General features: G+C 74.3%; 20 protein-coding genes and 1 riboswitch. Of the genes, 8 read left to right on the forward strand and 12 right to left on the reverse strand.

Features of this window, described 5'->3' with window-relative positions; translation table 11 throughout:
* Positions 1–37 precede the first annotated feature (37 nt).
* The 5 genes from E4198_RS21230 to thiO all read right to left on the reverse strand — a co-directional run bounded on the left by E4198_RS21230 (position 38) and on the right by thiO (position 5,495).
* Positions 38–811 carry a transglycosylase SLT domain-containing protein gene (locus tag E4198_RS21230; protein WP_136184557.1) on the reverse strand — a complete coding sequence of 258 codons (774 nt, stop codon included), beginning with the start codon at positions 809–811 and terminating at the stop codon, positions 38–40.
* 370 nt (positions 812–1,181) lie between these two features.
* Positions 1,182–3,101, reverse strand: a complete 1,920-nt coding sequence (pknB, locus tag E4198_RS21235) for a Stk1 family PASTA domain-containing Ser/Thr kinase (RefSeq protein ID WP_136184558.1) — start codon at positions 3,099–3,101, stop codon at positions 1,182–1,184.
* Between the two features lie 170 nt (positions 3,102–3,271).
* On the reverse strand, positions 3,272–4,102 hold the full coding sequence (locus E4198_RS21240; protein ID WP_136184559.1) for a thiazole synthase: 831 nt from the start codon (positions 4,100–4,102) through the stop codon (positions 3,272–3,274).
* Between the two features lie 2 nt (positions 4,103–4,104).
* The gene (gene thiS, locus E4198_RS21245; protein WP_210732872.1) at positions 4,105–4,329 is read right to left on the reverse strand and encodes a sulfur carrier protein ThiS; all 225 of its coding nucleotides are present in this window, start codon (positions 4,327–4,329) and stop codon (positions 4,105–4,107) included.
* Complete coding sequence (thiO, locus tag E4198_RS21250; RefSeq protein ID WP_136184560.1) at positions 4,326–5,495, reverse strand: glycine oxidase ThiO; 1,170 nt, start codon at positions 5,493–5,495, stop codon at positions 4,326–4,328. The genes thiS and thiO overlap by 4 nt, the downstream gene beginning before the upstream one ends.
* Positions 5,489–5,601: riboswitch (TPP riboswitch) on the reverse strand. Its footprint overlaps the gene before it by 7 nt.
* Positions 5,602–5,785: 184 nt before the next feature.
* Between thiO and E4198_RS21255 the strand changes: the two genes are divergently transcribed.
* The 5 genes from E4198_RS21255 (at position 5,786) to E4198_RS21275 (ending at position 10,344) form a co-directional block, all read left to right on the forward strand.
* Positions 5,786–6,970 (forward strand): FAD-dependent oxidoreductase, encoded by a 1,185-nt coding sequence (locus tag E4198_RS21255; RefSeq protein ID WP_247597966.1) that lies wholly within the window; start codon positions 5,786–5,788, stop codon positions 6,968–6,970.
* 33 nt (positions 6,971–7,003) lie between these two features.
* Positions 7,004–7,369, forward strand: coding sequence for an Rv2175c family DNA-binding protein (locus E4198_RS21260; RefSeq protein WP_136184562.1), 366 nt, complete (start codon positions 7,004–7,006; stop codon positions 7,367–7,369).
* Positions 7,370–7,524: 155 nt separating this feature from the next.
* Positions 7,525–8,211, forward strand: a complete 687-nt coding sequence (gene thiE, locus E4198_RS21265) for a thiamine phosphate synthase (RefSeq protein ID WP_136184563.1) — start codon at positions 7,525–7,527, stop codon at positions 8,209–8,211.
* Between the two features lie 64 nt (positions 8,212–8,275).
* Positions 8,276–9,184, forward strand: a complete 909-nt coding sequence (gene metF, locus E4198_RS21270) for a methylenetetrahydrofolate reductase [NAD(P)H] (RefSeq protein ID WP_136184564.1) — start codon at positions 8,276–8,278, stop codon at positions 9,182–9,184.
* 74 nt (positions 9,185–9,258) lie between these two features.
* Complete coding sequence (locus tag E4198_RS21275) at positions 9,259–10,344, forward strand: hypothetical protein (RefSeq protein WP_210732873.1); 1,086 nt, start codon at positions 9,259–9,261, stop codon at positions 10,342–10,344.
* A gap of 99 nt (positions 10,345–10,443) precedes the next feature.
* Here the strand turns inward: E4198_RS21275 and E4198_RS21280 are convergent, their stop codons facing one another.
* The 4 genes from E4198_RS21280 to E4198_RS21295 form a co-directional block, all read right to left on the reverse strand.
* Positions 10,444–11,829 carry an NAD(P)/FAD-dependent oxidoreductase gene (locus E4198_RS21280; protein WP_136184565.1) on the reverse strand — a complete coding sequence of 462 codons (1,386 nt, stop codon included), beginning with the start codon at positions 11,827–11,829 and terminating at the stop codon, positions 10,444–10,446.
* A 282-nt stretch (positions 11,830–12,111) separates the two neighbouring features.
* Positions 12,112–12,726, reverse strand: coding sequence for a TetR/AcrR family transcriptional regulator (locus E4198_RS21285; RefSeq protein ID WP_136184566.1), 615 nt, complete (start codon positions 12,724–12,726; stop codon positions 12,112–12,114).
* A gap of 52 nt (positions 12,727–12,778) precedes the next feature.
* The gene (locus tag E4198_RS21290) at positions 12,779–14,974 is read right to left on the reverse strand and encodes a YhgE/Pip domain-containing protein (RefSeq protein ID WP_136184567.1); all 2,196 of its coding nucleotides are present in this window, start codon (positions 14,972–14,974) and stop codon (positions 12,779–12,781) included.
* The gene (locus tag E4198_RS21295; protein WP_247597782.1) at positions 14,974–15,720 is read right to left on the reverse strand and encodes an ATP-binding cassette domain-containing protein; all 747 of its coding nucleotides are present in this window, start codon (positions 15,718–15,720) and stop codon (positions 14,974–14,976) included. The genes E4198_RS21290 and E4198_RS21295 overlap by 1 nt, the downstream gene beginning before the upstream one ends.
* 182 nt (positions 15,721–15,902) lie before the next feature.
* Here E4198_RS21295 and E4198_RS21300 point away from each other — a divergent pair, with 182 nt between their 5' ends.
* The 3 genes from E4198_RS21300 (at position 15,903) to E4198_RS21310 (ending at position 17,932) form a co-directional block, all read left to right on the forward strand.
* Complete coding sequence (locus E4198_RS21300; protein ID WP_136184568.1) at positions 15,903–16,379, forward strand: SAV_6107 family HEPN domain-containing protein; 477 nt, start codon at positions 15,903–15,905, stop codon at positions 16,377–16,379.
* A gap of 129 nt (positions 16,380–16,508) precedes the next feature.
* Positions 16,509–17,270 (forward strand): methyltransferase, encoded by a 762-nt coding sequence (locus tag E4198_RS21305; RefSeq protein WP_136184569.1) that lies wholly within the window; start codon positions 16,509–16,511, stop codon positions 17,268–17,270.
* Between the two features lie 245 nt (positions 17,271–17,515).
* Entirely contained in the window at positions 17,516–17,932 is a 417-nt protein-coding gene (locus E4198_RS21310) for a DUF3040 domain-containing protein (protein ID WP_136184570.1), read from the forward strand.
* Between the two features lie 237 nt (positions 17,933–18,169).
* Here the strand turns inward: E4198_RS21310 and E4198_RS21315 are convergent, their stop codons facing one another.
* From E4198_RS21315 to E4198_RS21325, 3 genes are read right to left on the reverse strand one after another with little or no spacing between them, the layout of a single operon-like run.
* Positions 18,170–20,545, reverse strand: coding sequence for a DUF3488 and transglutaminase-like domain-containing protein (locus tag E4198_RS21315; protein WP_136184571.1), 2,376 nt, complete (start codon positions 20,543–20,545; stop codon positions 18,170–18,172).
* Positions 20,542–21,870 carry a DUF58 domain-containing protein gene (locus E4198_RS21320; protein ID WP_136184572.1) on the reverse strand — a complete coding sequence of 443 codons (1,329 nt, stop codon included), beginning with the start codon at positions 21,868–21,870 and terminating at the stop codon, positions 20,542–20,544. Before E4198_RS21320 ends, E4198_RS21315 begins: the two co-directional genes overlap by 4 nt.
* Positions 21,870–22,889 (reverse strand): MoxR family ATPase, encoded by a 1,020-nt coding sequence (locus tag E4198_RS21325; protein WP_136184573.1) that lies wholly within the window; start codon positions 22,887–22,889, stop codon positions 21,870–21,872. Before E4198_RS21325 ends, E4198_RS21320 begins: the two co-directional genes overlap by 1 nt.
* Between the last annotated feature and the right edge of the window lie 81 nt (positions 22,890–22,970).

Consider the following 22,970-nt stretch of genomic DNA (forward strand, 5'->3'; position numbering starts at 1 on the left):
AGTATCGCGGGGCGTGCGGCCGGGGCGTCGGCAGGGCTCAGTAGGCCGAGTCGACGTTGTCGATGGTGCCGTAGCGGTCGGCCGCGTAGTTGCAGGCGGCGACGATGTTGGCGACCGGGTCGTACTGGTCGTGGGGCGTGCCCTGGACGTGGTAGGCGTCGAAGGTGGGCTTGATGACCTGCAGCAGACCCTTGGAGGGCACACCGTTCTGGGCGTTGATGTCCCAGTTGTTGATGGCGCGCGGATCGCCGCTGGACTCCCGCATGATGTTGCGGTGGATGCCCTCGTAGCTGCCGGGGATGCCGTGCTTGGCCATGATGGACCTGGCCTCACGGATCCAGCCGTCCAGGTTGTTCGGGTAGCTCGGGGCGGTGGCCTTCTCGGCCTGGCCGCGCTTGTGGCTGCGGCTGGCCTCCTGCTTGGCCTCCCGCTTCTTCGCGGCCGCGGCGGCCGCCTTCTCCTTCTTGGCCTCGGCGGCCTTCTTGTCCGCGGCGATCTGCTTCTCGACGGAGTCGAGCTGCTGGGCTATGCCGTTGCGCTGCTTGTCGGCGTGCTCGACCGGGCCGGAGAAGGCGACGGGGGCGGAGGAGACCTTGGCGGCGGAGCTCTGGGACTCGTCGCCCGCGTCGGCGGAGCCGGGGACCAGGGTCAGCGCCATGGCGGCGGCGCCGGCCGTGGCGATACCGGCCACGGAGTACTGCTTCGTACGGGCGGAGGAGCGGAGGCTCTGCAGGTCGACCTTCTTGAGCGTCTGAAGGGACTGCTTCGTCCTGGCGGTCAGGGCGGAGATCGGAAGGTTGATGCGAGGCATGGTGCGTGCGGGCCTTTCGAATTGCGTGACGGTCGCCAAGCCGGTGGCGGCGCGCCGCGTTCTGTCTCACGGCGCCATGCGACGCTGGCAATTCTTAGAGGCTCAGAATTCGCGAATCAAAAGTGTGACGTACTATCCCGTTTCGTGAAACTAACGGCACTCACCTGGTCATAACGGACATGCGGGCCGTTCGGGGCGCCGCTCGTGCCACTAAGCGGCTTCGTACGTGACGTGGGTCCTATGTGCGGCCTCACAGTGGGGGGCTTCCGGGTGCACGCCGGGTCCCCCGCCCGCGACCCGCGGTCACCGGACATCCCGCACGGGTCGGGACGGGGAGCGGCGGGGGCGGCCGGGGCCGGGTGGCGGAGGCTCAGCGCACCCAGAGAGTGATCCCGGAGCCGCGCGGGGCCTGCTGCCCGGGGTCCGGGTTCTGGTTGAAGACGGTGTCGCCGAGGAAGATGCGCCGGATCCGCACCTCGAACCCGGCGCCCTCCAGCGTGGAGCGTGCCTCGTCCGCGCTCATGCCCTCCACGTCCGGGACCGCCACCAGGTCCGGGCCCTTGGAGACGGTCAGGGTGACCGTCTCGCCCTCGCCCCGGACGGCGCCGGGCTCCGGCGACTGGACGGCGATGGTCCCCTTCTCCTCCTCGGAGAAGACCCGCTCCGGGGTGATCCGCACGTCCAGCCCCGCTTCGCGCAGCGTCTCCCGCGCCGAGGCCACGTCCTCGCCGGCGACGTCCGGCACCTCGATCTCGCGGCCCTTGGAGACGGTGAGCCGCACGGCGGAGCCCGTGCGGCTCTCGGTGCCCGAGGCCGGCTCGGTGGAGACCACCGCGCCCTGCGCCACCTCCTCGTCGAACCGGCGGGTGACCAGGCCGGGCTCCAGGCCCAGCTCCTTCAGCTCCCGCCGGGCGTCGTCGAGCGGCGTGCCGGACAGGTCCGGCACCTTCACCACCTCGGGGCCGCGCGAGACGACGACGGTGACCGCGCCGTTCCGGCGGATGCGCTCGCCCGGGGAGGGGTCGCTCTCCATCACGCGTCCCCGGTCGACGGTGAGGCTGTGGTCGCGCTCCACGCGCACCTCCAGCCCGGCGTCCCGCAGCTTCGCGCGGGCGTCGCCCTCCGTCAGGGACAGCACACTCGGGGTGCGGATGAACTGACCGGAGTTGATGTACCAGACGCCGGTGCCCAGCAGCACCGCCAGCACGGCGCCGAGGACGACCAGCAGCGGACGGCGGGGCCCGCGTGGGCGGGCGGCGCGGTGCCGGGAGCCGTCCGTCCCCTCCGGCGGATCCAGGGGAGGGGAGGGGAAGCGGGCGGTCCGTTCGACCGGCGACGGGTCCCGGCCGTCGTCCACCGGGCGCGGAAGCACGGTGGTGAGGTTCTCCGCACCCGCCTGCGTCCGGTTCCGGGCCTCCGGCGGGACGACGTCGAGCTGGGCGTCGGTCAGACCCGCCCGTACGCTCCGGACCTCGGAGAGCAGGGCGACCGCGTCCGCCGGGCGCCGTTCCGGGGTGCGGGCGGCCGCGCGGGCCACCAGCGCGTCGAGCTCCGGGGCCAGCCCGGGAACCCGGTCCGAGGGGGCGGCCACGTCGGCCTGGAGGTGCTGATAGAGGACCTGCGCGGGCGTACCGCCGGAGTGCGGCTTGGAGCCGGTCAGCATCTCGTAGAGCACCACGCCGCACGCGTAGAGGTCGGTGCGGGTGTCGGAGACGCCGTGCTCGATCTGCTCCGGCGCCAGGTAGGAGACCGTGCCCAGGAGGGACTCGGTGTTGGTCGAGGTCTGCCCGTCCACGGCCCCGACCAGGCCGAAGTCGGCGACCTTGACCCGGCCGTCGTCCCCTATCAGAACGTTCTCCGGCTTCATGTCCCGGTGCACCAGACCGGCCCGGTGGGCGGCGCCCAGTGCGGCCAGCATCGGCTCCAGCACGTCCAGTGCCGCCCGCGGCTGCAGTGCGCCGCGTTCCCGCAGGACGTCCCGCAGGGTGCAGCCGTCGACGTACTCCATCGCCAGGTAGACGTGGCCGCCGTCGGTGCCCTGGTCGAAGACGCCCACCACGTTGTGGTGGGCGAGCCGGGCCGCGGAGCGCGCTTCGCGGATGAACCGCGCCACGAACACCTGGTCGCCCGCCAGCGCGGCGTGCATCACCTTCAATGCGCACACGCGGTCCAGTCGCATGTCCAGCGCCCGGTAGACCGTCGCCATCCCGCCCACCGCGATCCGCGCGTCCACGCGGTAACGACCGTCGAGCACATGGCCGATGAGCGGGTCCTGAAGCGTCGTGTCCACCCGCCCGAGTCTACGAGGGGCCCCGCGCGGGAGCGGGTACCCCCGCCGCGCCGGGCCCGCTTCGCAGCAGAACGGTGACACGGAGCCGCCCCCTCCGTGACCAGCGCGGGCCGTGCGGCGCCCGCCCGGGCGGCAGGTGACAGCGACTCACCTCATGCCCGACGTCCGTATCACATGAAAGCGGGACGTTCCGGGTCGAATGCGGCGATGCCCTCGGTGGGGGAGGACGCCTCCGCGTAGTGCCGCCGGGGGATGCGCCCGGCCCGGTGCGCCAGCCGTCCGGCAGCCACCGCGTGCCGCATCGCCCGCGCCATCAGCTCCGGTTCCTGCGCCCGCGTCACTGCCGAGGCCAGCATTACCGCCGCGCAGCCCAGCTCCATGGCCAGGGCGGCGTCCGAGGCGGTGCCGGCCCCCGCGTCCAGGACGACCGGTACGGAGGCGCTTTCGGCGATCAGCTGGAAGTTGTGCGGGTTGCGGATGCCCAGACCCGAGCCGATCGGCGAGCCCAGTGGCATCACCGCCGCACAGCCCGCGTCCTCGAGCCGCCGGGCCAGCACCGGGTCGTCGTTGGTGTACGGCAGTACCGTGAAACCGTCGTCGACCAGCGTCTCAGCGGCCTCCAGCGTCTCCACCGGATCGGGCAGCAGGGTGTGCTCGTCGGCGACGACCTCCAGCTTCACCCAGTCCGTCTCCAGTGCCTCCCGGGCCAGTCGCGCGGTCAGCACCGCCTCGCCCGCGCTGTGGCAGCCGGCGGTGTTCGGCAGCACGCGAATGCCGTGCCGGCGCAGCACCGTCAGCACCGACCCCTGCACGGCCGGGTCGAGTCGGCGCATCGCGACGGTGGTCAGCTCCGTTCCTGAGGCGAGCAGCGCCCGCTCCATCACCTCCAGGCTGGGCGCTCCACCGGTCCCCATGATCAACCGGGAGCCGAACGCGACTCCGTCGATCACCAGCGGGTCCGCCGCGGCCTGTTCGACGTCGTCCGCGGTGTGCACGGTCATGGTCAGCCTCCCTGTACGGCGGTCAGCACTTCGACGCGGTCGCCGTCGGCCAGCTCGGTCTCCGGCCACCGGCCGCGCGGCACGACGGCCTCGTTCACGGCAGCCGCCACCCCGGACGGCGCGGTGGTCAGCGTCGCCACCAGACGGTCGAGGGTCTGGCCGCGGGACAGCTCCCGCGGCTCCCCGTTCACGGTCAGCGTCACGGTCGCGGTGTGTGCAGCAGTCATCGGGTGTGCTCCTGGAGGGGGGAGAGGAAGCGGTCCGGGGCGAACGGCCGGGCGTCCTCGGGCAGCCGGCCCGTCGTCAGCACCTCTGCCATCACGTCTCCCGTCACGGGGGTGAGGAGCACGCCGTTGCGGCCGTGGCCGGTCGCGACGTGCAGGCCCGGCAGCGCGGTGGGCCCCAGCGCGGGCGCGTTGTCGGGGGAGACCGGGCGCAGGCCGGCGCCGGACTCGGTGAGCGGGAGCTCGGTGACGCCCGGCACCAGCGCCCGTGCGTCCCGCAGTAGTTCGTACACGCCGCCGGCGGTCACCGTGGTGTCCCAGCCCAGCTCCTCGCTCGTCGCCCCCACCACCAGCTCCCCGTCCTCCCGGGGCACCAGGTAGACGGGCGTGCCGCGCACCGTGGCCCGGACGGTGCGGGAGAGGAACGGCGCGTACGCGGGCGGTACGCGCAGCCGCAGCACCTGGCCCTTCACCGGCCGCACCGGCGGCAGCACCCCGGGCGGCACGCCGTCCAGCTTCCCGCTCCACGAGCCGGTGGCCAGCACCGTCTGTCCAGCGCGGATCTCGCGGCCGTCCGTGAGGACCGCCCCGGCCGCCCGGTTGCCCGCGACGGTCAGCCGTGCGGCGGCGGCCTCGCGGAAGGCGACTCCGGCACGGGTGCAGGCGGCGAGCAGTGCCGCCGCGAGCCGCCGGGGATCGACCTGGTGGTCGCCGTCCACCCGGACGCCGGCCCGCACCGAGGGAGCCAGCATCGGCTCCAGCCGCCGGCACTCGCGGCCGGTCAGCCACTCGGCCTCCAGACCGCACCGCTGCTGCAGCGCGTGCACGTCACGGAGACGGGCGCGGTCGTCCGCGTCGAAGGCGACGGACAGGGCACCGCAGGCGCGGTGGGCGGTGAGCCGCCCGCTCGCCTCTTCCAGCTCGGCGACGAAGTCCGGATAGCGGCGGGCGGACGCCAGGTTCAGGGCGAGCAACGTCTCCTCGCCGTAATGGAGTTCGGTGACGGCCGCCAGCATGCCCGCCGCGACCCGCGCGGCGCCGCCGCCCGGCGCGGGGTCGGCCACTGCCGTCCGAAGGCCGCGCTGGGCCGCGCGCCAGGCCGTGACCAGGCCGGACAGCCCACCGCCGAGAACGAGGACGTCCGCGGCGGACGTCTCAGGGGTCGGCACTTCGCGTCTCCTCCCTTCGCCGGAATGACCCGGATCAGGTTCGTACGGTCGGAGGCCGTTCCGCCTCCCTCTCAGCCCGGTCCGCCGGGCTCCCGCGTGCATGACGTATGCCGGCCACCCTACTGCGTCCGCCGGGAGCCGTTCCGCGGCGGGCCCGGCGCCTGCGGCCGTCCAGATTCACGCGGCCTCAAGGACGCTCGGGAAGGACGCTCGGGCGACCGTGCCGGGCGCCGTCATACAGTGGCGGTGTGACCGAGGACAACGCGCGTGTGGTGATCGTCGGCGCCGGCATGGCGGGCGTCCAGACAGCGGTGCAGCTGCGCGAACAGGGCTGGACCGGCCCCGTGCTGCTGCTGGGCGCCGAGCCGCACCAGCCGTACGACCGTCCGCCGCTGTCCAAGGCCGTGCTGCTCGGCACGGCCGAGGGCTCCGCGTTCGACATCGACTTCGACACGCTTGGCGTGGAACTCGAACTCGGCAACCCCGTCACGGGGTTGGACGCCGGTGAGCGGGTGCTGCAGACCGGCCGCGGGCCGGTCCCGTACGACGCCCTGGTGCTCGCCACCGGAGCCGAGCCCCTGACCCTGCCGGGCGGCGAGGGCGCCCCCGGCGTGCACCTGCTGCGCACCCTGGACGATGTCGCCCGGCTCCGGCCCGTGCTCGAGGAGCGCAAGGACGTCGTGGTGGTCGGCGCGGGCTGGATCGGCGCCGAGTTCGCCACCGCGGCCCGCGAGGCCGGCTGCGCCGTCACCGTCGTCGAGAGCGCCGACCGGCCGCTGCCCGGCGCGCTGCCCGCCGACGTCGCGGTGCACATGCGCGACTGGTACGCACAGAGCGGTGCCCGGCTGCGTACCGGTGCCCGGGTGGCGGCCGTCGAACCTGGCGCCGTGGTGCTGGACGACGGCGAGCGCGTGCCCGCCGACGCGGTGGTGGTGGGCATCGGCGCCCGCCCGGCGACCCGCTGGCTCGCCGACTCGGGAGTCGCGCTCTGCGCCGACGGCTCGGTGCGGGGCGACGACCGGCTGCGCACCTCGGTCCCCGGCGTGTACGCGGTGGGGGACTGCGTGTCGTTCCCCTCCGCCCGCTACGGCGCCCGGCTGCTGGTGCACCACTGGGACAACGCCCTGCAGGGCCCGGTGGTGGTCGCCGCCAACGTCGTCGCCGAGCTGCGCGGCGGTGGCCCGGCGGAGGAGGCCGTCTATGACCCGGTGCCCTACTTCTGGTCCGAGCAGTTCGGCCGCTTCGTGCAGTACGCGGGGCACCACGCGGGTGCCGACCGGATGCTGCTGCGCGGCGACCCGGGGGAGCCGTCCTGGTCGGTGTGCTGGCTGCGCGGAGAGACGCTGACCGCGCTGCTTGCCGTCGGGCGCCCCCGCGACCTCGCCCAGGGCCGCCGGCTCATCCAGCAGGGCGCCGTACTCGATCCCACCCTGCTGGCGGACGCGTCGGTCGCCTTGAAGAAGGCCGTGCGCTAGTGACTGTCGGCGGCAGGTGGCAGGCTGGTGTCCGTGACCGAGATTGACGCGAAGACCGATGCTCTCGTCCCCGCCTGGCTCACGCTGCCCGACATCGCCGAGCAGTTCGGCGTCGAGGTGACCCGGGTACGGCAGTTGGTCAAGGAGGGCCAGCTGATCGCCGTGCGCCGAGGCGAGAACCGCGCGCTGCACGTCCCCGCCGACTTCGTCGCGGGGGACCGGATCGTGAAGGGCCTGGTCGGCACGCTGACCCTGCTCAGGGACGACGGGTTCACCGACGAGGAGGTGCTGGAGTGGCTGTTCACCCCGGACGACAGCCTGCCGGGCACGCCCGCGCAGGCGCTGCGGGAGAACCGCGGCACCGAGGTCAAGCGCCGCGCCCAGGCACTCGCCGTCTGACCACCCGGACCAGGCGGCCTGGCGCGACCGCCGGGCCCGGCGGAGCCGGCCGCGCCGCCTGACGGCGCGTCCGGCCGTCACCACCGCACACTTCAGCTCGACGGTGCGCGGGCCGCCCCGCCGCGGCCCGCGCACCCCGACCCGGGGACTCGCCCATGCCACCCACCGCCACCGCCCGGCTCGCCGACGCCCGGCTCTACCTCTGCACCGACGCCCGCAGGGAGCAGGGCGACCTGCCGGAGTTCCTGGACGCCGTGCTCGGCTCGGGCGTGGACATCGTCCAGCTCCGCGACAAGGGCATGGAGGCCGGCGAGGAGCTGGAGCACCTGGAGGTGTTCGCCGACGCGTGCCGCCGCCACGGCAGGCTGCTGGCCGTCAACGACCGGGCCGACGTGGCGCACGCGGCGGGGTCGGACGTGCTGCACCTGGGCCAGGGCGACCTGCCGGTGCCCGCGGCCCGCGCGATCCTCGGCGGCCGGTCCGACGATGTGCTGGTGGGCCGCTCCACACACGCCGAGGAGGAGGTCGACGCCGCGGCGGTCGAGCGGGGGGTCGACTACTTCTGCACCGGCCCCTGCTGGCCCACCCCGACCAAGCCGGGCCGGCACGCGCCCGGTCTGCCGCTGGTGCGCTACGCGGCGTCGCTCGCGCCCGTCCGTCCCTGGTTCGCCATCGGCGGCATCGACGCCGCAAACCTCGACGAGGTGCTGGACGCCGGTGCGGTGCGGATCGTCGTCGTGCGGGCGATCACCGCCGCCGACGACCCGGGGGCCGCGGCCGCCGACCTGGCCCGCCGGTTGCGCGAGCGTCCACTTGCTGGACGCGAGATGTCCGCCATGTGAGCTGTGCGGGCATCTTGGCGCTGTTCCGGCCGGATGCCCCTCTACCGGCGGTTAACCTGCACACATGGCCCTTGGTACCGCTTCCGTCAGGACAGACCGCGCGCCCACGATCCGCGACCTGCTCGCCTCCGGCCGGCGCTCGTACTCGTTCGAGTTCTTCGCGCCGAAGACGGCGAAGGGCGAGCGGACCCTGTGGGACGCGCTCCGCCGGATCGAGGCGGTTTCCCCGACGTTCGTGTCGGTGACCTACGGCGCGGGCGGCACCTCCCGGGAGGGGACCGTCCGGTCCACCGAGCGCATCGCCAACGAGACGACCCTGACCCCGGTGGCGCACCTGACCGCGGTGAACCACTCGCGGGCCGAGCTGCGCCACGTCATGGGCTGCTACGCGGACGCTGGCATCCGCAACGTGCTGGCGCTGCGCGGCGACCCGCCGGGCGACCCGATGGGGGAGTGGGTCCGGCACCCCGAGGGCGTCAGCTACGCCGCCGAGTTGGTGGAGCTGATCAAGGAAGCCGGCGACTTCTGCGTGGGCGTGGCCGCGTTCCCCGAGATGCACCCGCGGTCCACGGACTGGGACACCGACGTGCGGCACTTCGTCAACAAGTGCCGGGCGGGTGCCGACTACGCCATCACGCAGATGTTCTTCCGTGCCGAGGACTACCTCCGGCTCCGCGACAGCGTGACCGCGGCCGGCTGCGAGACCCCGATCATCCCGGAGATCATGCCAGTCACCAACGTGCGGCAGATCGAGCGGTTCTCCCAGTTGAGCAACGCCACGTTCCCCCCGGAACTCGCGGACCGCATCCTGGCGGTACAGGACGACCCGGCGGCGGTACGCTCAATCGGAATCGAGTACGCCACGGAGTTGTGCGCGCGCCTGCAGGCCGAGGACGTTCCCGGACTGCACTTCATCACGCTCAACCACTCCACGGCCACGCTTGAGATCCACCAGAATCTGGGACTGCACTAGGGTCTGACCGGACCGGGTCCGGCCGGGACGCGGTTCCACGAGCTGCGCCGAGGGCAGCGGGAAGAGGGGCGGACATGGGCTGGACGGTCCTCTACATAGCGTTCGGAGCCGTCGCGGTCTGGCTCCTGGCCGAAGTGCTGCTCCAGTACAAGGCGCGACTGCGCTGGAGGCTGCTCGCCTTCGCCGGCTTCGCCACCGTCGTGCTCGGCGTCGTCGCCCTCTCCTCGGTGATCGTCATCACGCTGGGCGCCATGGCGTTCGCCGTCGGACAGACCTTCGTCACCCTCTCCTACCGCCGCGGCTTCTCCACCGGCTGGGCGCTCGGCGGCATGCCCGGCTCCAGCCGCAGGCGCCGCGAGGGCAACGACGTCCCCCCGGTCGAGGACGCCGACCCGGTACTCGAAGTGTCCGGCGTCGAGGAGGACCGGCCCGGCGGCGCCCACGGCGCCGCGGAGTATGCCGGGGACGTGTACGACACCTCGGCCTACGACCCGCCTGCCTACCACCCGCAGCCGGTGCCCGACGACACCGGCGAGTACGGCATCTACGACCGCGACGACGACCGGTCGGTGTTCGTGCCCGCCGCCTCCCACGGCGTGGCGGGAGGCGAGGTGCCGTACGGCTACGGCCACGGTGGCGAAGACCCGCAGCAGCACCCGTTCGCCGCCTACTCCGACCCGTACATCGGCTACGACACGGGTCCGTACGGCGCCGGCTACGACAGCCCGGCCGACGGCTACGGGACCCAGCAGGGCCATGGCACGCCGGACTACGGCATGCAGCAGGGTTACGGCGGCCAGGGCGGCGGCTACGGCGACGGCGGCTACGGGGACGGCGGCTACGGCGCCGACGCATACGGCGATGGCGGCTACGGCGCCGACGCATACGGCGGCGCATGGGTGCCGCAGCAGCGCGAGTCGGACCAGCAGCCCGTGCCGGAGCAGTCCTACCCGTACCAGGACCCGTACGGCGGCGGCTACGGTGGCGGCTACGGGGATGAAGGGCTGGGCGCCGGCTACGGGTACGGCTACTCCTACGGCGAGGCGGGCTACCCCGCCGAGAACGGCTACGGACAGGGCCACGACGCGGGACAGGGCTACGGCGCTCCCGCGGCCGGAGGCCAGGGCGACTACCACTACGACGAGCAGCGCGGCTACTGACCGCCACGGCCGACACCGACCGGCACGGCGGCAGCGCGGCTCCCGACCGCGCGCAGGGCGCACCGTCGTCACGTCGTCGGGGTCACCGCCCCGGGCCGGTCACCGCGAGCCGCGCCAGTCGTCGCCCTCCAGCAGCAGCCCGGCCGCCAGCGCGCCGGACATCCCGGCGTGCGCCGTCCCGCCGCCGGGGTGCGCCCAGCCCCCCGCGCGGTACACCCCGCGCGGTGAGCCGAGGTTGGCTTCCCGCCGCCACGCTCCACCCCCGCCGGCGAGCACCGGCGGCGGCACCGCGCCTCCCGGCGCGTGCGTCGAGGCCGCGTGGTCGAGCGGTGTCCGCACCTCCCGCCACCGCACACGGGACCCGAGGTTCAGCCCCGCCGCGTCCGCCGCGGCGACCAACGTGTCGGCCAGCCGCTCCGGTTCGGCCACCGGGCCGGCCGGCACCACCGCGGTCAGCACCACCGCTTCGTGCCCGGCGTCCGGCACCAGCGCAGGGTCGTCCGGTCGCAGGACGGTCACCAGCCGGTCCGGGCCGTGCAGCAGCGTGCGGTGCGGCTCATCCCTGGGTCGGGGGCCGTCCAGCGCGAGCAGCACCGTGAAGCGGGCCCGCGCCCCGGGTGCGTGCGCGTCCGCCCGTCCGGGGGCGACGACGGCGTCCGCGTCCAGCACCTCGCCGTCGGTCAGTTCGGCGCCGGTGGCCCGGCCGTCGGCCTCCCGCACCCGCGCCACCTCGGCGCCGAACCGGAATTCCACCCCGCGCGCGACGCACCGGTCGTGCAGCGCGCGCGCCAACTCCCGCATGCCGCCGCAGACGTACCAGGTGCCGAAGGTCTGCTCCAGGTATGCCAGCACCGCCGCGCTTGCCGGCGCTTCGGCCGGGTCGAGGCCGTAGGACCGGGCGAAACCGCCCAGCAGCGCGGTCAGCCGGGGGTCGCGCAGCTCGTCCTCGGCCACCTCGGCGAGTGTGGGCGGGCGCCGCCGCAGCAGTCCGCGGCGCCGCGACGCCGGGTACGGGTCGGCCGTCGGTCCGCCGTCTCCCGGGCGCGCCGGCTCCTCCAGCAGCGGGCGCCGGGTGGCGTCCCAGGCCGCACGCGCCCGCCCCAGCAGGTCGCTCCACCGTTGCCCGGCACCCGCGCCCAGCGCCTCGTCGAGCGCGGCACGCACGCCGCCGTGCGAGAAGCCCGGCAGTGTGACGGCGGTGCCGTCGGCGAAGACGTGCCGTGCGTCCGGATCGACACGGCGCAGCTCGACGCACTCCTCCAGCGCCTCCCGGCCGGTCTTGACGAACAGGTCCCGGTAGACGGCCGGCAGGTGCAGCAGCCCCGGCCCGGTGTCGAAGGTGAACCCGTCGCGCGCGTAGCGCCGCAGGGCCCCGCCGTAGGTGTCCCCGCGCTCCAGCACCGTGACCCGTCTCCCGGCCACGGCCAGCCGCGCGGCGGCCGCCATGGTGCCCATGCCCGCGCCGATCACTGCGATTCCCGCCATGACCGGCGACTCTATCCAGCGGCGCACCGACGGCCGGGCACCGGCCCGGTCCACGGTGAGCGCCGGCACCCACGGGCTGAGTACGGATACCCAGACGCCGGTTTGAGTACCCGAGCGGATGGGCGCCGGCCTGCGCGGACGGCAGAGTACAGGGCGTGGAGGGACGCGGCGCCGGACCGCCGGCACGGGGCGGCGGAACGGCGCGGCACCCGCCACACGGGGGAGAAGGGGGAGACCGTACGGGGGAGGTACGGGGGAGGGGGGAGCGTCGGCGGGGGCGGTCTACGGGCCGCACCCGCCGACGCGTCCCTGCACGAGCAGCGACAGCGCGCCGTGCACCTCGTCCAGGGACCGTTCCGGCTGGAACGCCTGCCAGTCCAGCGCGGCCACCAGCACCATGCCCACCAGCGCGGCGGCCGTCAGCGGGACGTCGACGTCCCCGCTCAGCTCCCCGTCCGCGACGCCGTCCCGCAGCACCTGCTCCACCACCTCGACGACCTCCCGCCGCACCACGGTGAGGGTGTCCCGCCAGGCGCGGTTGGTGCGCCACAGCTCGGCGACGTAGAGCTGGGTGAAGGCCGGGTAGCGGTCGATGAAGACGAGCCCGGCCCGGATCATCGCGTCCAGGGCGTCCACCCGGCCGCCGCCACCGGTCGCCGCCTCGTCCGCCGCGCGGCGCAGGTCGTCCCGCAGCAGCTCGACGCCGTGCCGCATCAGCCCCTCGAACAGCTCGGTCTTGCTGGTGAAGTTGTAGTAGACGGTGCCCTTCGCGACGCCCGCGCGTTCGGCGATCTCGTCCACCGTCGTGGCGGAGAAGCCCTGTTCGGCGATGAGTGTGACGGCCGCCTCGTAGAGCTTCTGACGGGTCGCGCTCCGGCGCGTGCTGCCGCGTGCCATGCCGGAGATTGTCACAGACCTCCGCCCCCGCGCCGCCCCCGCCCCGCGGCGCTCACAGCGTGAGCTCCGGATGGAGCTGCTTCATCGTCCACATCTGACCGCGCCGGGCCGTCCAGGCGGTGAGCGCCAGCGCGGCGACCGTGAAGGTGACGAGCACCGCGCACGCCCGCCACACGGGCTCCAGACCGCCGCCGGTGATCAGGTGGCGCAGGCCCTCCACCACGTAGCTCATCGGCAGCAGCGGGTGCAGCACGTTGAAGAAGTCCGGGCTGGTCTGCACGGGGTAGGTGCCGCCGGCCGAGGTCAGCTGGAGCATCAGCAACGCCAGCACCAGGATGCGCCCGGCGGGCCCGAAACGTGCGCCCAGGAACTGCACGATCGCCGTGAAGCACAGCGTCACCAGCACCAGGAATGCCGCGGTGCCGGCCCCGCGTGCCATCTGCAGTCCGAGCCCCCAGTGCAGGACGGCCAGCAGCGCGGCGGCCTGCACGGTGCCGATCGCGGCCACCGGCAGCCAGCCGGCCAGCGCGATCCGCCGCCCCGGTGCACCGGCCGCCAGCGCCCGCCGGTTGAGCGGCTGGAGCAGCATGTACGCCACCATCGCGCCCACCCAGAGGGAGAGGGGGATGAAGTACGGCGCGAAGCCGGTGCCGTAGTCGGGGACGCCGTGCAGCCGGGACGAGGCCAGCCGGACCGGGTCGGCCATCACCTCGCTGCGGTTCGCGCGTTCCTCGTCGTCGTAGTCCGGGATGCGGGCGGCGCCCTTGTGGAGCCCGGCGGCGAGCCGCTCGGAGCCGTCCGCGAGCCGGAACAGCCCGCCGTCCAGCGCGTCGGCGCCGTCGCCCAGCCGTTCCAGACCGCCGTCGAGCCGCTCGGCGCCGTCCTCGGCGCCGCCGAGGCCGGTGTGCAGCCGGGCCGCGCCGTCGGCGACCTTCCGCGCACCCGAGTTCAGCCTGTCGACCTTGCGCACTGCACGGTCCAGGTCCTCGTCCATGCCGGGGGCCTCGCGGGCGAGCTTTCCGGCCGCGCGCTCCAGGTCCTCCAGATGGTCGCCGAGTTCGTCGAGGCTCTCGTGGTCCTGCAGGAGATCGTGGGTGTCCGCGGCGACGTCGGCGGCGCGTTCGGCCGCGGCCACCGCCTTCTTCAGCTGCGGGCAGCCGCCCGCAGCCGCGTCCGGGGCGGGGGGACCGGACTGCCCCCCGGCGCCCGGGACTTCGGGAGGCGCGGAGCCCTGCGCTGTCGGCCCGGGCAGGGGCCCGTCCGGGGCGCTGCTGCCGCCGGGGGCGGCCGTTCCGCCGCAGAGGGCGGTGTCCGCACGGGTCAGCGCGTCGGCCGCCCTGCGGGAGTCCGTCTCGGCGCGCCGCGCGGCTCCGGGCAGGTCGTCGAGGTTCTTCCGCAGGGTCCCGGCCGCGCGCGACACCTTGCGGGCGGTCTTCGCGATGTCGTCGCTGTGACGGTCGAGCAGCGGCCCGGCCGTGTCGGAGAGGCGGTGCACCTTCGCGGCGAGCTTCCCGGTGCCGTCGGCGACCTTCGCGGCGCCGGACTTCAGCTTCCCCGAGCCGGTGTGCAGCCGCCTGGTCCCGTCCTCCAGGCGCCCGCTGCCGCGCTCCGCCTCGTCCAGGCCGTCGGAGAGTTCCCCGGCGCCCTTGCCGGCCCGGCCGATTCCGCCGTCCAGGTCGGAGGCGCCGTCCGCGGCCTTCTGCGTCCGGTCGTGCAGAGTGGAGAACGACACGAAGATGCGGTCGTAGAAGCGGCGGGAGGCCTTGCTCGACGCGGCGGCCCGCACCTCGGAGAACACCGTGCGGGCGATCTGGCCGACGAGGTAGTTGTTGCTGTCGTCGGTGCGCACCCGCAACGCGCCGGTCGCGGGGCGGTCCCCGGCGCCGGAGGCGAGCCGCGTGCTGAAGTCCTCGGGCACGGTGAGGGACAGGAAGTAGCGTCCCTCCGCGACTCCTTCGCGCGCGTCGGCCGCGTCGGTCTCCCGCCAGTCGAAGGTGTCGCTCTCGTGCAGGCTCTCCACGAGAGACGCGCCCGCCTCGACGCGTTCCCCTCCGGCCTCCGCGCCCCGGTCCTCGTCGACCAGCGCCACGGGTATCCGGTCCAGGCGTGCGTACGGGTCCCAGAACGACCACAGGTACAGCGCGCCGTACAGCAGTGGAAGCAGCATCATCGCGGCCATGGCGGCGCGGGGGAGACGGCCCCGGCCGAAACGCCGCAGCTCCAGGGAGGCCAGCCTCGGTGCACGCATCACACGGCCTCCCGGACACGGTCCGCGGTGCGGACGACGACCAGCGGGACCTCCCCGGCGACGGCAGGCGCCGGGGACTTGCCGACGGCCAGCACCGTGGTGCCGGCCGCGGCGATGGACGCGAGCAGTTCCCACACGGCGGTCTCCTCGCCGTCGGTGAGCTTCAGCCCGACGTCGTCCACGGCCAGCAGTCGGGGGCGGCCCAGCAGGGCCAGGGCGACACCCAGCCGGAAGGTCTCGGTACGGGAGAGGTCGCGCCCGCGCGTGCGCACCCCGTGAGGCAGCGCGTACGGGTCCAGGCCGGCGGCGGCGAGTGCCGCCTCCGTGCGCTCCCGGGCGGCCGCCGAGCGTCGGCGGGGCGAGGCGAGCAGGCCCCGCAGCGGCCCGTCGAACCGGCCGAGCAGCAGGGCGCGTTCGCGCAGCTGCTCGCCGACGGAGTGCGCGGGGTCCGGGTCGGTGATGCCGGGCACGGGGCCGAGCGCGCTCATCCGGCGTACGGCTGCCGCGCCGTGGGGCAGCCGTCGGCCGGCCACCTCGGCCGTGCCGGCGTCCGGCCGCATCCGGCCGGTGAGGGTGAGCAGCAGCGCGGTCCGGCCGGAGCCGGAGGGGCCGTCCACCACGATCAGCGCCCCCTCCGGGGCGCGCAGCTCCACGTCCGCGAAGACGGGGCCGCGCGGCCCGCGCAGTCCCAGCCCGTCGGCGGTCACGGTCGCACCCTCCGTCTGCCGGGGCCTCTGCACGGGCACACCCCTCTTCTTTTTGAACTGACTGGTCAGTTCAAAAAGTACGCCATCGGCACCGGTGGTCCGTCGCCACCCCCGCTCCCCGCGGCGTTTGTGCAGGTCGGCACGGATTGTCAGTGCCGTGGTCTTTCCTGGACACACAGGAGCGGTCTCACCGACCGCCGTCCGACGAATGGAGGTTCGCCATGCACGGGCCCCCGAACGACGTCCATCCCGTACTGCGCCGCGCCTCGGCGCCGCCCGCGGCACTGGACCTGCTCGCCCAGGCGCAGCATGGCCTGGACGAGGCAGCCGAGATGCCGACCGCCAACGAGCGGTTCGCCACGGCTCACCTCGCCGCACTGCGTACGGCCGCGGCGGTGCTGGCGGTGCGCGGACGCCCCGAGCCCGCCCCCCGCCGCCGCACCCGGATACGCAGCGCCTGGGAGGTGCTTCCCGAGGCCGCACCGGAACTGACCGAGTGGAGCGCCCTGTTCGCCGCTGGTGCGCAGCGCCGCGCCCGCGCGGAGGCCGGCATCCAGGGCGCCGCGAGCTGGCGGGACGCGGACGACCTGGTGCGCGAGGCCTGGGTGTTCCTGCGGCTCGTCGAACGGATGCTGGTCTCCCAGCCGGCGCTGCCCCAGCCGCGGGTCCCCCCTGCCGACGAACCCCGTGCGAGCTGACGAGCCGGCCGCCACCGGTCGTGGGGACGTCGGCACGACCAGGCCCGCGCACTAGGCTGGTCCCCCGCCGGCGCCCCGCCGGCCCAGCACCGCAGCCGCCCCAGCAGCACAGCCGCCGAGGAGCACCGCATGTCCCGCCCCAGCGCTTCCCTTCGTAACGCCGTGGTCTGGGAGGTGCTGCGAGGCGGGCTCGACGAACGGGTGAAGTCCACCGGCCGGGACAGCCTCGACGTCCTGGACACCGGCGGCGGCACCGGCAACTTCGCCGTGCCCGTGGCTCGGCTCGGTCACCGGGTCACCGTGGTCGACCCGAGCCCCAACGCGCTGTTCGCGCTGGAGCGCCGCGCCGCGGAGGCCGGCGTCGCGGAGCGCGTACGCGGCGTGCAGGGAGACGCCCACGGGCTGTTCGACGTCGCCGAGCGCGGCGCCTCGGACGTGGTGCTCTTCCACGGCGTCCTGGAGTACGTCGACGACCCCGCCGACGCCCTCCGCAACGCCGTGGCCGCGCTGCGGCCCGAAGGCGGGGTGCTCAGCCTGCTCGCCGCCGGCCTCGGCGGCGCGGTGCTCGCCCGCGCCCTGGCCGGCCACTTCACCGAGGCCCGGCAGGCGCTCGCCGCTCCCGACGGCCGCTGGGGCGAAGGCGACCCGATGCCCCGGCGCTTCACCGCGGAGCAGCTCACCGGCCTGGTGGCCGACACCGGGCTCCGGATCGCGGCGGTTCACGGGGTTCGGGTCTTCGCGGACCTGGTACCCGGAGCGCTGGTGGACACCGAGCCGGACGCCCTGGACGCGCTGGCCCGACTGGAGGCGGCCGCATCCGAGCTGCCGGCGTTCCAGTCGGTGGCCACGCAGCTCCACGTACTGGCGGAGGTGCCCGCCGCGGACGGGTGAGGCGTGCGGCTGCGCACAGCCCGTCCGCAACGGCCCGGGGCGCCGTATGATCGAGGCACACCGTCCGGCATGACGGAAAGGCGGTGAGGGAATGCACGGAATACACCGTCCACCACACCGGCCCGGCATCCCGGAAACGGTGGGAGGAATCAGCGTAGAGGGCGGGTTTCACGGGGGCGATTCCCTGCCTATCCTTGAAGGGCCGCATCCGGTCGCCCCCCGCGACCGACGAGTAGGAGGACTCCGTGCCGCTCTCTGAGCACGAGCAGCGCATGCTCGAGCAGATGGAGCGAGCGCTGTACGCCGAAGATCCCAAGTTCGCGACAGCGCTCGAGGGAAGCGAGCTGCGCTCGTACACCCGCAAGCGGGTCTACCAGGCGGTCGCAGGATTTCTGGTGGGCATCGCGCTCCTCATGGCGGGCATGGTCGCGCAGCAGATCTGGGTGAGCGTCGTCGGTTTCCTCGTGATGCTCGGCTGTGCCGTGCTGGCCGTGACCAGCTGGCGCAAGGCCCCCAAGCCCGGTGAAGAGCAGTCCGCCACCGAGCAGGGTGCCGCTCCGGCCGGTGGCGGCCGGCAGACCCGCCGCGCGTCCCGACCCCGCCGTTCGATGATGAACCGCATCGAGGAACGCTGGCAGCGCCGCCGCGACGAGCGGGGCTGACTGACCGGCCCGGCACGAGCGCCGCAGGACGAGCGACAGCCCGTGAGGGGTGGGGGAGCACCTTTCCCGGCGTTCCCTCACAGATGGTGTCCACGCGCGAGCGCATCCGGCCCGTTGTCCGTCACGCTGAGCCTCACCCGACTCCGCCCGAGGGGGCGCCACCCGCAGGTGGCGCCCCCTCGGGCCGTCGCCCTCCAGCCGCCTGTGTCCGCGCCTGTCGCCCGCGCCGTCCCCGGCTCACCGACCCGCGGTACCGGGCCGCAGCATGCCCCGCCACCGACGGTTCCACTCCGTTCCTCGGTCGGCGGCCGCCCAGATCACCCGAATGGCGGAACGCGGCCACAGCAGGGCCCGTGCCCGCCGCCCCCGCGGGGCTCGCCGCACCAACTCCGCACGCACCCGCCGGACGTCCCTCGCCAGGCCTTCGGCCTCCGGTTCCACCGGGGCGTACAGCAGGCGTTCGACGGCGTGCGCGACCCGCTCGGCACCGGCGGCCGCCTCCGTGCCCAGCGCGCCGCGCTTCACCAGCCGTTCCGCGGCGCGGCGCGGAGTCGCCGCCTCGTCGGGCTCGATGCCCAGGTCCCAGCCGGAGTCCAGCATCTCCCGCCAGGCGGCGAGCACGTCTTTGCCGGCCAGTCGCCGGCGCCGGGCTCGCAGCCGCCACAGCATCGGCAGCATCGGCAGCAGGAGGAGGGCCATCACCGCGCCGGACACCGGCACCACGGTCCCCCAGGGGACGCCGCCGTCGCCTCCGCCCCATGCGCCCCCGGCCGCCTCGGGCCCGCCGCAGGTCGGGTCGAGACGCTTCTCGGCGGCCGTGCACTCCGCCGACTCGGACGGGGCAGGCGCCGGTTCCGCCGTGTCGTCCGGCCGTTCCGGCACCAGGCTGTCCCGGTCGCCGCCGCTCCCGTCGATCTCCGGAAGGGAGTAGGGGGGAGAACTGCCGCGGGTCGGCGTCGGCTCGAAGCGGACCCATCCCACGCCGTCGAAGTACAGCTCCGGCCAGGCGTGCGCGTCCTGGAGCCCGACCGCCATCCGGCCGTCGTCCAGCTCTTCCCCAGGCGTGAAACCGACTGCGACGCGGGCCGGGATGCCCAGCGTCCGGGACATCGCCGCCATCGAGAAGGCGAAGTGGACGCAGAAGCCCTCGCGCTGCTTCAGGAAACGGGCGATGGCCGCGGTGCCGCTTCCGGCCCGCACCTCCGTGTCGTAGGTGAAGTCGCCGTCCAGGGTGAACCACTCCTGCAGCTGGACCGCGCGGTCGTAGTCGGTGTCGGCGTTCCGGGTGACCTGCCTCGCTGTCCTCTCCACGACGTCCGGCAGCGAGTTCGGCACCTCGGTGTAGGTGGCCGGGAGCGGCTCGGACGGTTCGCCCGCCTGCGCGAGCTGCTGCGTGGTGGGCTCCACCAGCAGGCTCTCCACCCGGTACCGGGCGCCTCGGGTCGTCTGTCCGCCCTCGCCGACCAGGGCCAGGCTCCGCGGCTCGAACCGCCAGCCCCCCTCGACGTCCACACCGGTCGCCGGGTACGGCATCGGCAGCGAGGACTGGGCGTACCAGTCGGCGGCGGACACGGTCGTGGTCACGCGGCGGGTCTTGACCTCCTCCGACAGCCCCGGCGGGGAGGGGAACGACTCGGGAACCCGGGTGACCTGCCGCTCCGAGGTCTCCCACGCCGCGCCGTCGAACTGGTCGAGGGACACGATCCGCAGGTACATGCCTCCCGGATCGGGGTTGTCGGTGCGGTACGTCAGCACCGTGCGGTTCTCCGGCTGGTTCAGACTGTCCTGCAGCGCGACCAGCGGATCCACGGCGGTCACCGTGCCGTTCCCCGGCCCGAGTCCGGAGCCGGGGCCGCCGAAGGAGTCCAGCAGGCCGCTGTCCAGCGACGGCAGCGCCGCCGGCACGGCCAGCGCAATGCCGAGTGTCAGCGCACCGATGCGCCGGCCGGTGCGGACCGCCGCGACCGGCGAGCCGCCGACGCTGCCCGGCTCGTACGGCCGCCCGGACGGGCCGGGCAGCCGGCCGAAGACCCGCCCCCACTGAGACAGCCGTTCGCGCCCCTCGGCGAGCAGCAGGAGCAGGAACCCCGCCGCGGCGACCAGGAACCACAGCCAGTTCGCCCCGCCGTCGTACAGCCCCGCGGCCACCGAGTAGAGCGCGAGCAGTGGTAGCCCGGCGGGGGCGGCACTGCGGTAGGTCACCGCGAACGCGTCCACCAGCAGGCCGATCCCGGCCACACCGGCCAGCAGCATCATCCGGATGCCGTCGCTGACGGGTGCCGGGATCGAATAGCGCCGCACGTCCTGGGCGCCCTCCGCGAAGAGCCCGCCGAACTGCGCGAACGCGTCCGGCCCGGGCAGCACCCAGCCCACGGCCTGGTCGTGGGCGAAGAGCAGCGTGAGCAGCATGAGCGTGAGCGCGAGCTGCACCAGCACGGTCAGCGGGCGGGCGAGCGGCACGCGCCGGGCGACGACGCCGGCGACCGTCTGGATGCCGAGCAGCACGCACGCCTGGAGGAGCCAGGTCGCCTCCGCGGTGAGCGGCAGCATCGCGCACGCCGAGGTCAGTGTCGCGACCCCGGCGCACACCGCCAGCCGGGCACGTCCGGTCATCGTTTCAGCCCTTCCCCGGTCGCCTCGTGCGCCTTCTGCCACAGCCCGGGAAGCGTCGTGCCCGGTCCGCCGGCCGACACCGTCCACCCGGCCTCCCGCAGGAGCGGATCCGTGTCCGCGCAGTCCGGCCCCGGCTGCGCGGTGAACGCCAGCGCCCGCCGGGTGCGTTGCCGCATCCGGGCCACCAGTGCGGCCTGCTCACCGTCCAGCGCGCCGAGGAACGCGATGAGCAGGCCCTCGCGGGTGCCCGGCACGTCGCCGCCCCCGCGCAGCACGTCCCACGCCCGGGACAGACCGGGCTCCGGCGACTGCTCCAGCACGGCGAGGCCGTCCAGCAGCAGCGCCGCCACCTCCGCCGAGTCGCCGTCGAAGCCGGAGCCGTCCGTGCCCGTCGCCGGCAGACCCGTGTCGGTCAGCAGGCGCACCGCGAAGCCCCTCTCCAGCAAGTGCAGGCAGACCGACGCGGCGCCGGACACCGCCCACTCGAACGGCGAGTCCGGCCCGGAGCCGCCGTACGCCGAGCGCCGGGTGTCCAGCAGGACGGTGCAGCGCACCTTCTGCGGCTGCTCCTCGCGCCGGACCATCAGCTCGCCGTGCCGTGCCGTGCTGCGCCAGTGGATGCGCCGCAGGTCGTCGCCGTGCCGGTAGCCGCGGGGGATCACGTCGTCGTCGCCGGCCAGAGCCAGCGACCGCTGCCGGCGGTCGCCGTAGCCGCCGGCAGCGCCGGACAGCCGCACCGGCGGCAGCGCCTCCACCCGCGGCACCACGGTGAGCGTGTCGTAGGCGCTGAACGACCGGGTCAGCTCGCACATCCCGAACGGGTCCGTCAGCCTCAGCTGCAACGGACCCAGCGGGTAGCGGCCGCGCAAGTCCGAACGCACCCGGTAGGACACCTCGCGCCGACCCTGCGGCTCGACCCGGTCCAGCACGAACCGCGGCCGCGGGCCCAGCACGTACGGCACCCGGTCCTGAAGCATCAGCAGGCCGGACGGGATGCGGGAGACGTTGTCGAGGCGCAGGTGCACGCGCGCCTCCTCGCGGGCTGGCACCTGCGCGGGGCTCAGCCGGCGGGCGGCCGAGACCCGGTAGCGGGTGCGGTGCAGCACGAGCACGCACACCAGCGGCAGCATCGCGAGCAGCAGACCCACCCGCAGCAGGTCGGACTGGCCCAGCACGTACGCGCAGACGGCGGCGGCGAGCCCCGCGGCGAGGAACGAACGACCCCGCGTGGTCAGCCCGCCGAGCGAGGCCCGCAGCGAGCCGGCGTTCTCGTCCTGAGGGTTCGGCCGGTGCGGCCGGGCGCCGACGACCGGGCCGGTGGACATCAGAAGCCTCGCGGGCGCCCGTAGCCCTGCGGGCCGGGCGGCACCGAGCCGGGGACGGCGGTCGGCACCGGGGTCTGCTGCACGATCTCGGTGACCACCTGCTCCGCGGTCCGTCTGCTTAGCTGGGCCTGCGCGGTGGGCAGCAGCCGGTGTGCGAGGACCGGCACGGCCAGCTCCTGCACGTCGTCCGGCAGCACGTAGTCCCGCCCGCTGAGCGCGGCCGACGCCTTCGACGCCCGCAGCAGCTGGAGTGTGGCCCGCGGCGAGGCGCCGAGCCGCAGCTCCGGGTGCGAGCGGGTGGCGGAGACCAGCTCCACCGCGTAGCGGCGGATCGGGTCCGCCACGTGGACGCCGCGGACCGCCTCGGTGAGTTTCACTATGTCGTGCAGGTGCGCGACGGGCTGGAGGTCCTGGAGTGGCGAGGCGGCGCCGTGCACGTCGAGCATCTCCAGCTCCGCTTCCGGGCTGGGGTAGCCGATCGACACCCGCGCCATGAAGCGGTCCCGCTGCGCCTCCGGCAGGGGGTAGGTGCCCTCCATCTCGACCGGGTTCTGGGTGGCGATCACCATGAACGGTTCGGGCAGCGGGTACGTCTGCCCGTCGATGGTGACCTGCCGCTCCTCCATCGACTCCAGCAGCGCGGACTGGGTCTTGGGCGAGGCGCGGTTGATCTCGTCGCCGATCACGATCTGCGAGAAGATCGCCCCCGGCTTGAACTCGAAGTCGCGTCGTTGCTGGTCGTAGACGCTGACGCCCGTGATGTCCGAGGGCAGCAGATCGGGGGTGAACTGGATCCGCCGCACGGAACAGTCGATCGACCGGGCCAGCGCTTTGGCGAGCATGGTCTTGCCCACGCCCGGCACGTCCTCGATCAGCAGATGGCCCTCGGCGAGGAGCACCGCCAGGGACAGCCGCACCACCTCGGGCTTCCCCTCGATCACGCTCTCCACCGAACGGCGCACGCCATCCGCGGTGGTGGTCAGATCGCTGAGGCTCACGTGTTCGTCATACGTCGTCACCCGGCCCATTCTTCATGGGTCGGCCGATTCCGTCACCGTGCGGGATCGATCAACCGTCCGGGAGCCGCCGTCCCGGCCACG

This window comes from Streptomyces sp. RKND-216, assembly GCF_004795255.1.
Lineage (GTDB): Bacteria > Actinomycetota > Actinomycetes > Streptomycetales > Streptomycetaceae > Streptomyces > Streptomyces hazeniae.

Excerpts from the sequence above, each read along its gene's own strand:
- E4198_RS21305 (WP_136184569.1), top strand. The coding sequence starts at position 16,509 with ATGTCCCGCCCCAGCGCTTCCCTTCGTAACGCCGTGGTCTGGGAGGTG.
- E4198_RS21315 (WP_136184571.1), bottom strand. The coding sequence starts at position 20,545 with ATGACCGGACGTGCCCGGCTGGCGGTGTGCGCCGGGGTCGCGACACTG.
- E4198_RS21280 (WP_136184565.1), bottom strand. The coding sequence starts at position 11,829 with ATGGCGGGAATCGCAGTGATCGGCGCGGGCATGGGCACCATGGCGGCC.
- E4198_RS21240 (WP_136184559.1), bottom strand. The coding sequence starts at position 4,102 with ATGACCGTGCACACCGCGGACGACGTCGAACAGGCCGCGGCGGACCCG.
- thiE (WP_136184563.1), top strand. The coding sequence starts at position 7,525 with ATGCCACCCACCGCCACCGCCCGGCTCGCCGACGCCCGGCTCTACCTC.
- E4198_RS21255 (WP_247597966.1), top strand. The coding sequence starts at position 5,786 with ATGGCGGGCGTCCAGACAGCGGTGCAGCTGCGCGAACAGGGCTGGACC.
- E4198_RS21230 (WP_136184557.1), bottom strand. The coding sequence starts at position 811 with ATGCCTCGCATCAACCTTCCGATCTCCGCCCTGACCGCCAGGACGAAG.
- E4198_RS21275 (WP_210732873.1), top strand. The coding sequence starts at position 9,259 with ATGGGCTGGACGGTCCTCTACATAGCGTTCGGAGCCGTCGCGGTCTGG.
- thiS (WP_210732872.1), bottom strand. The coding sequence starts at position 4,329 with ATGACTGCTGCACACACCGCGACCGTGACGCTGACCGTGAACGGGGAG.
- E4198_RS21290 (WP_136184567.1), bottom strand. The coding sequence starts at position 14,974 with ATGCGTGCACCGAGGCTGGCCTCCCTGGAGCTGCGGCGTTTCGGCCGG.
- metF (WP_136184564.1), top strand. The coding sequence starts at position 8,276 with ATGGCCCTTGGTACCGCTTCCGTCAGGACAGACCGCGCGCCCACGATC.
- E4198_RS21285 (WP_136184566.1), bottom strand. The coding sequence starts at position 12,726 with ATGGCACGCGGCAGCACGCGCCGGAGCGCGACCCGTCAGAAGCTCTAC.
- E4198_RS21300 (WP_136184568.1), top strand. The coding sequence starts at position 15,903 with ATGCACGGGCCCCCGAACGACGTCCATCCCGTACTGCGCCGCGCCTCG.
- E4198_RS21320 (WP_136184572.1), bottom strand. The coding sequence starts at position 21,870 with ATGTCCACCGGCCCGGTCGTCGGCGCCCGGCCGCACCGGCCGAACCCT.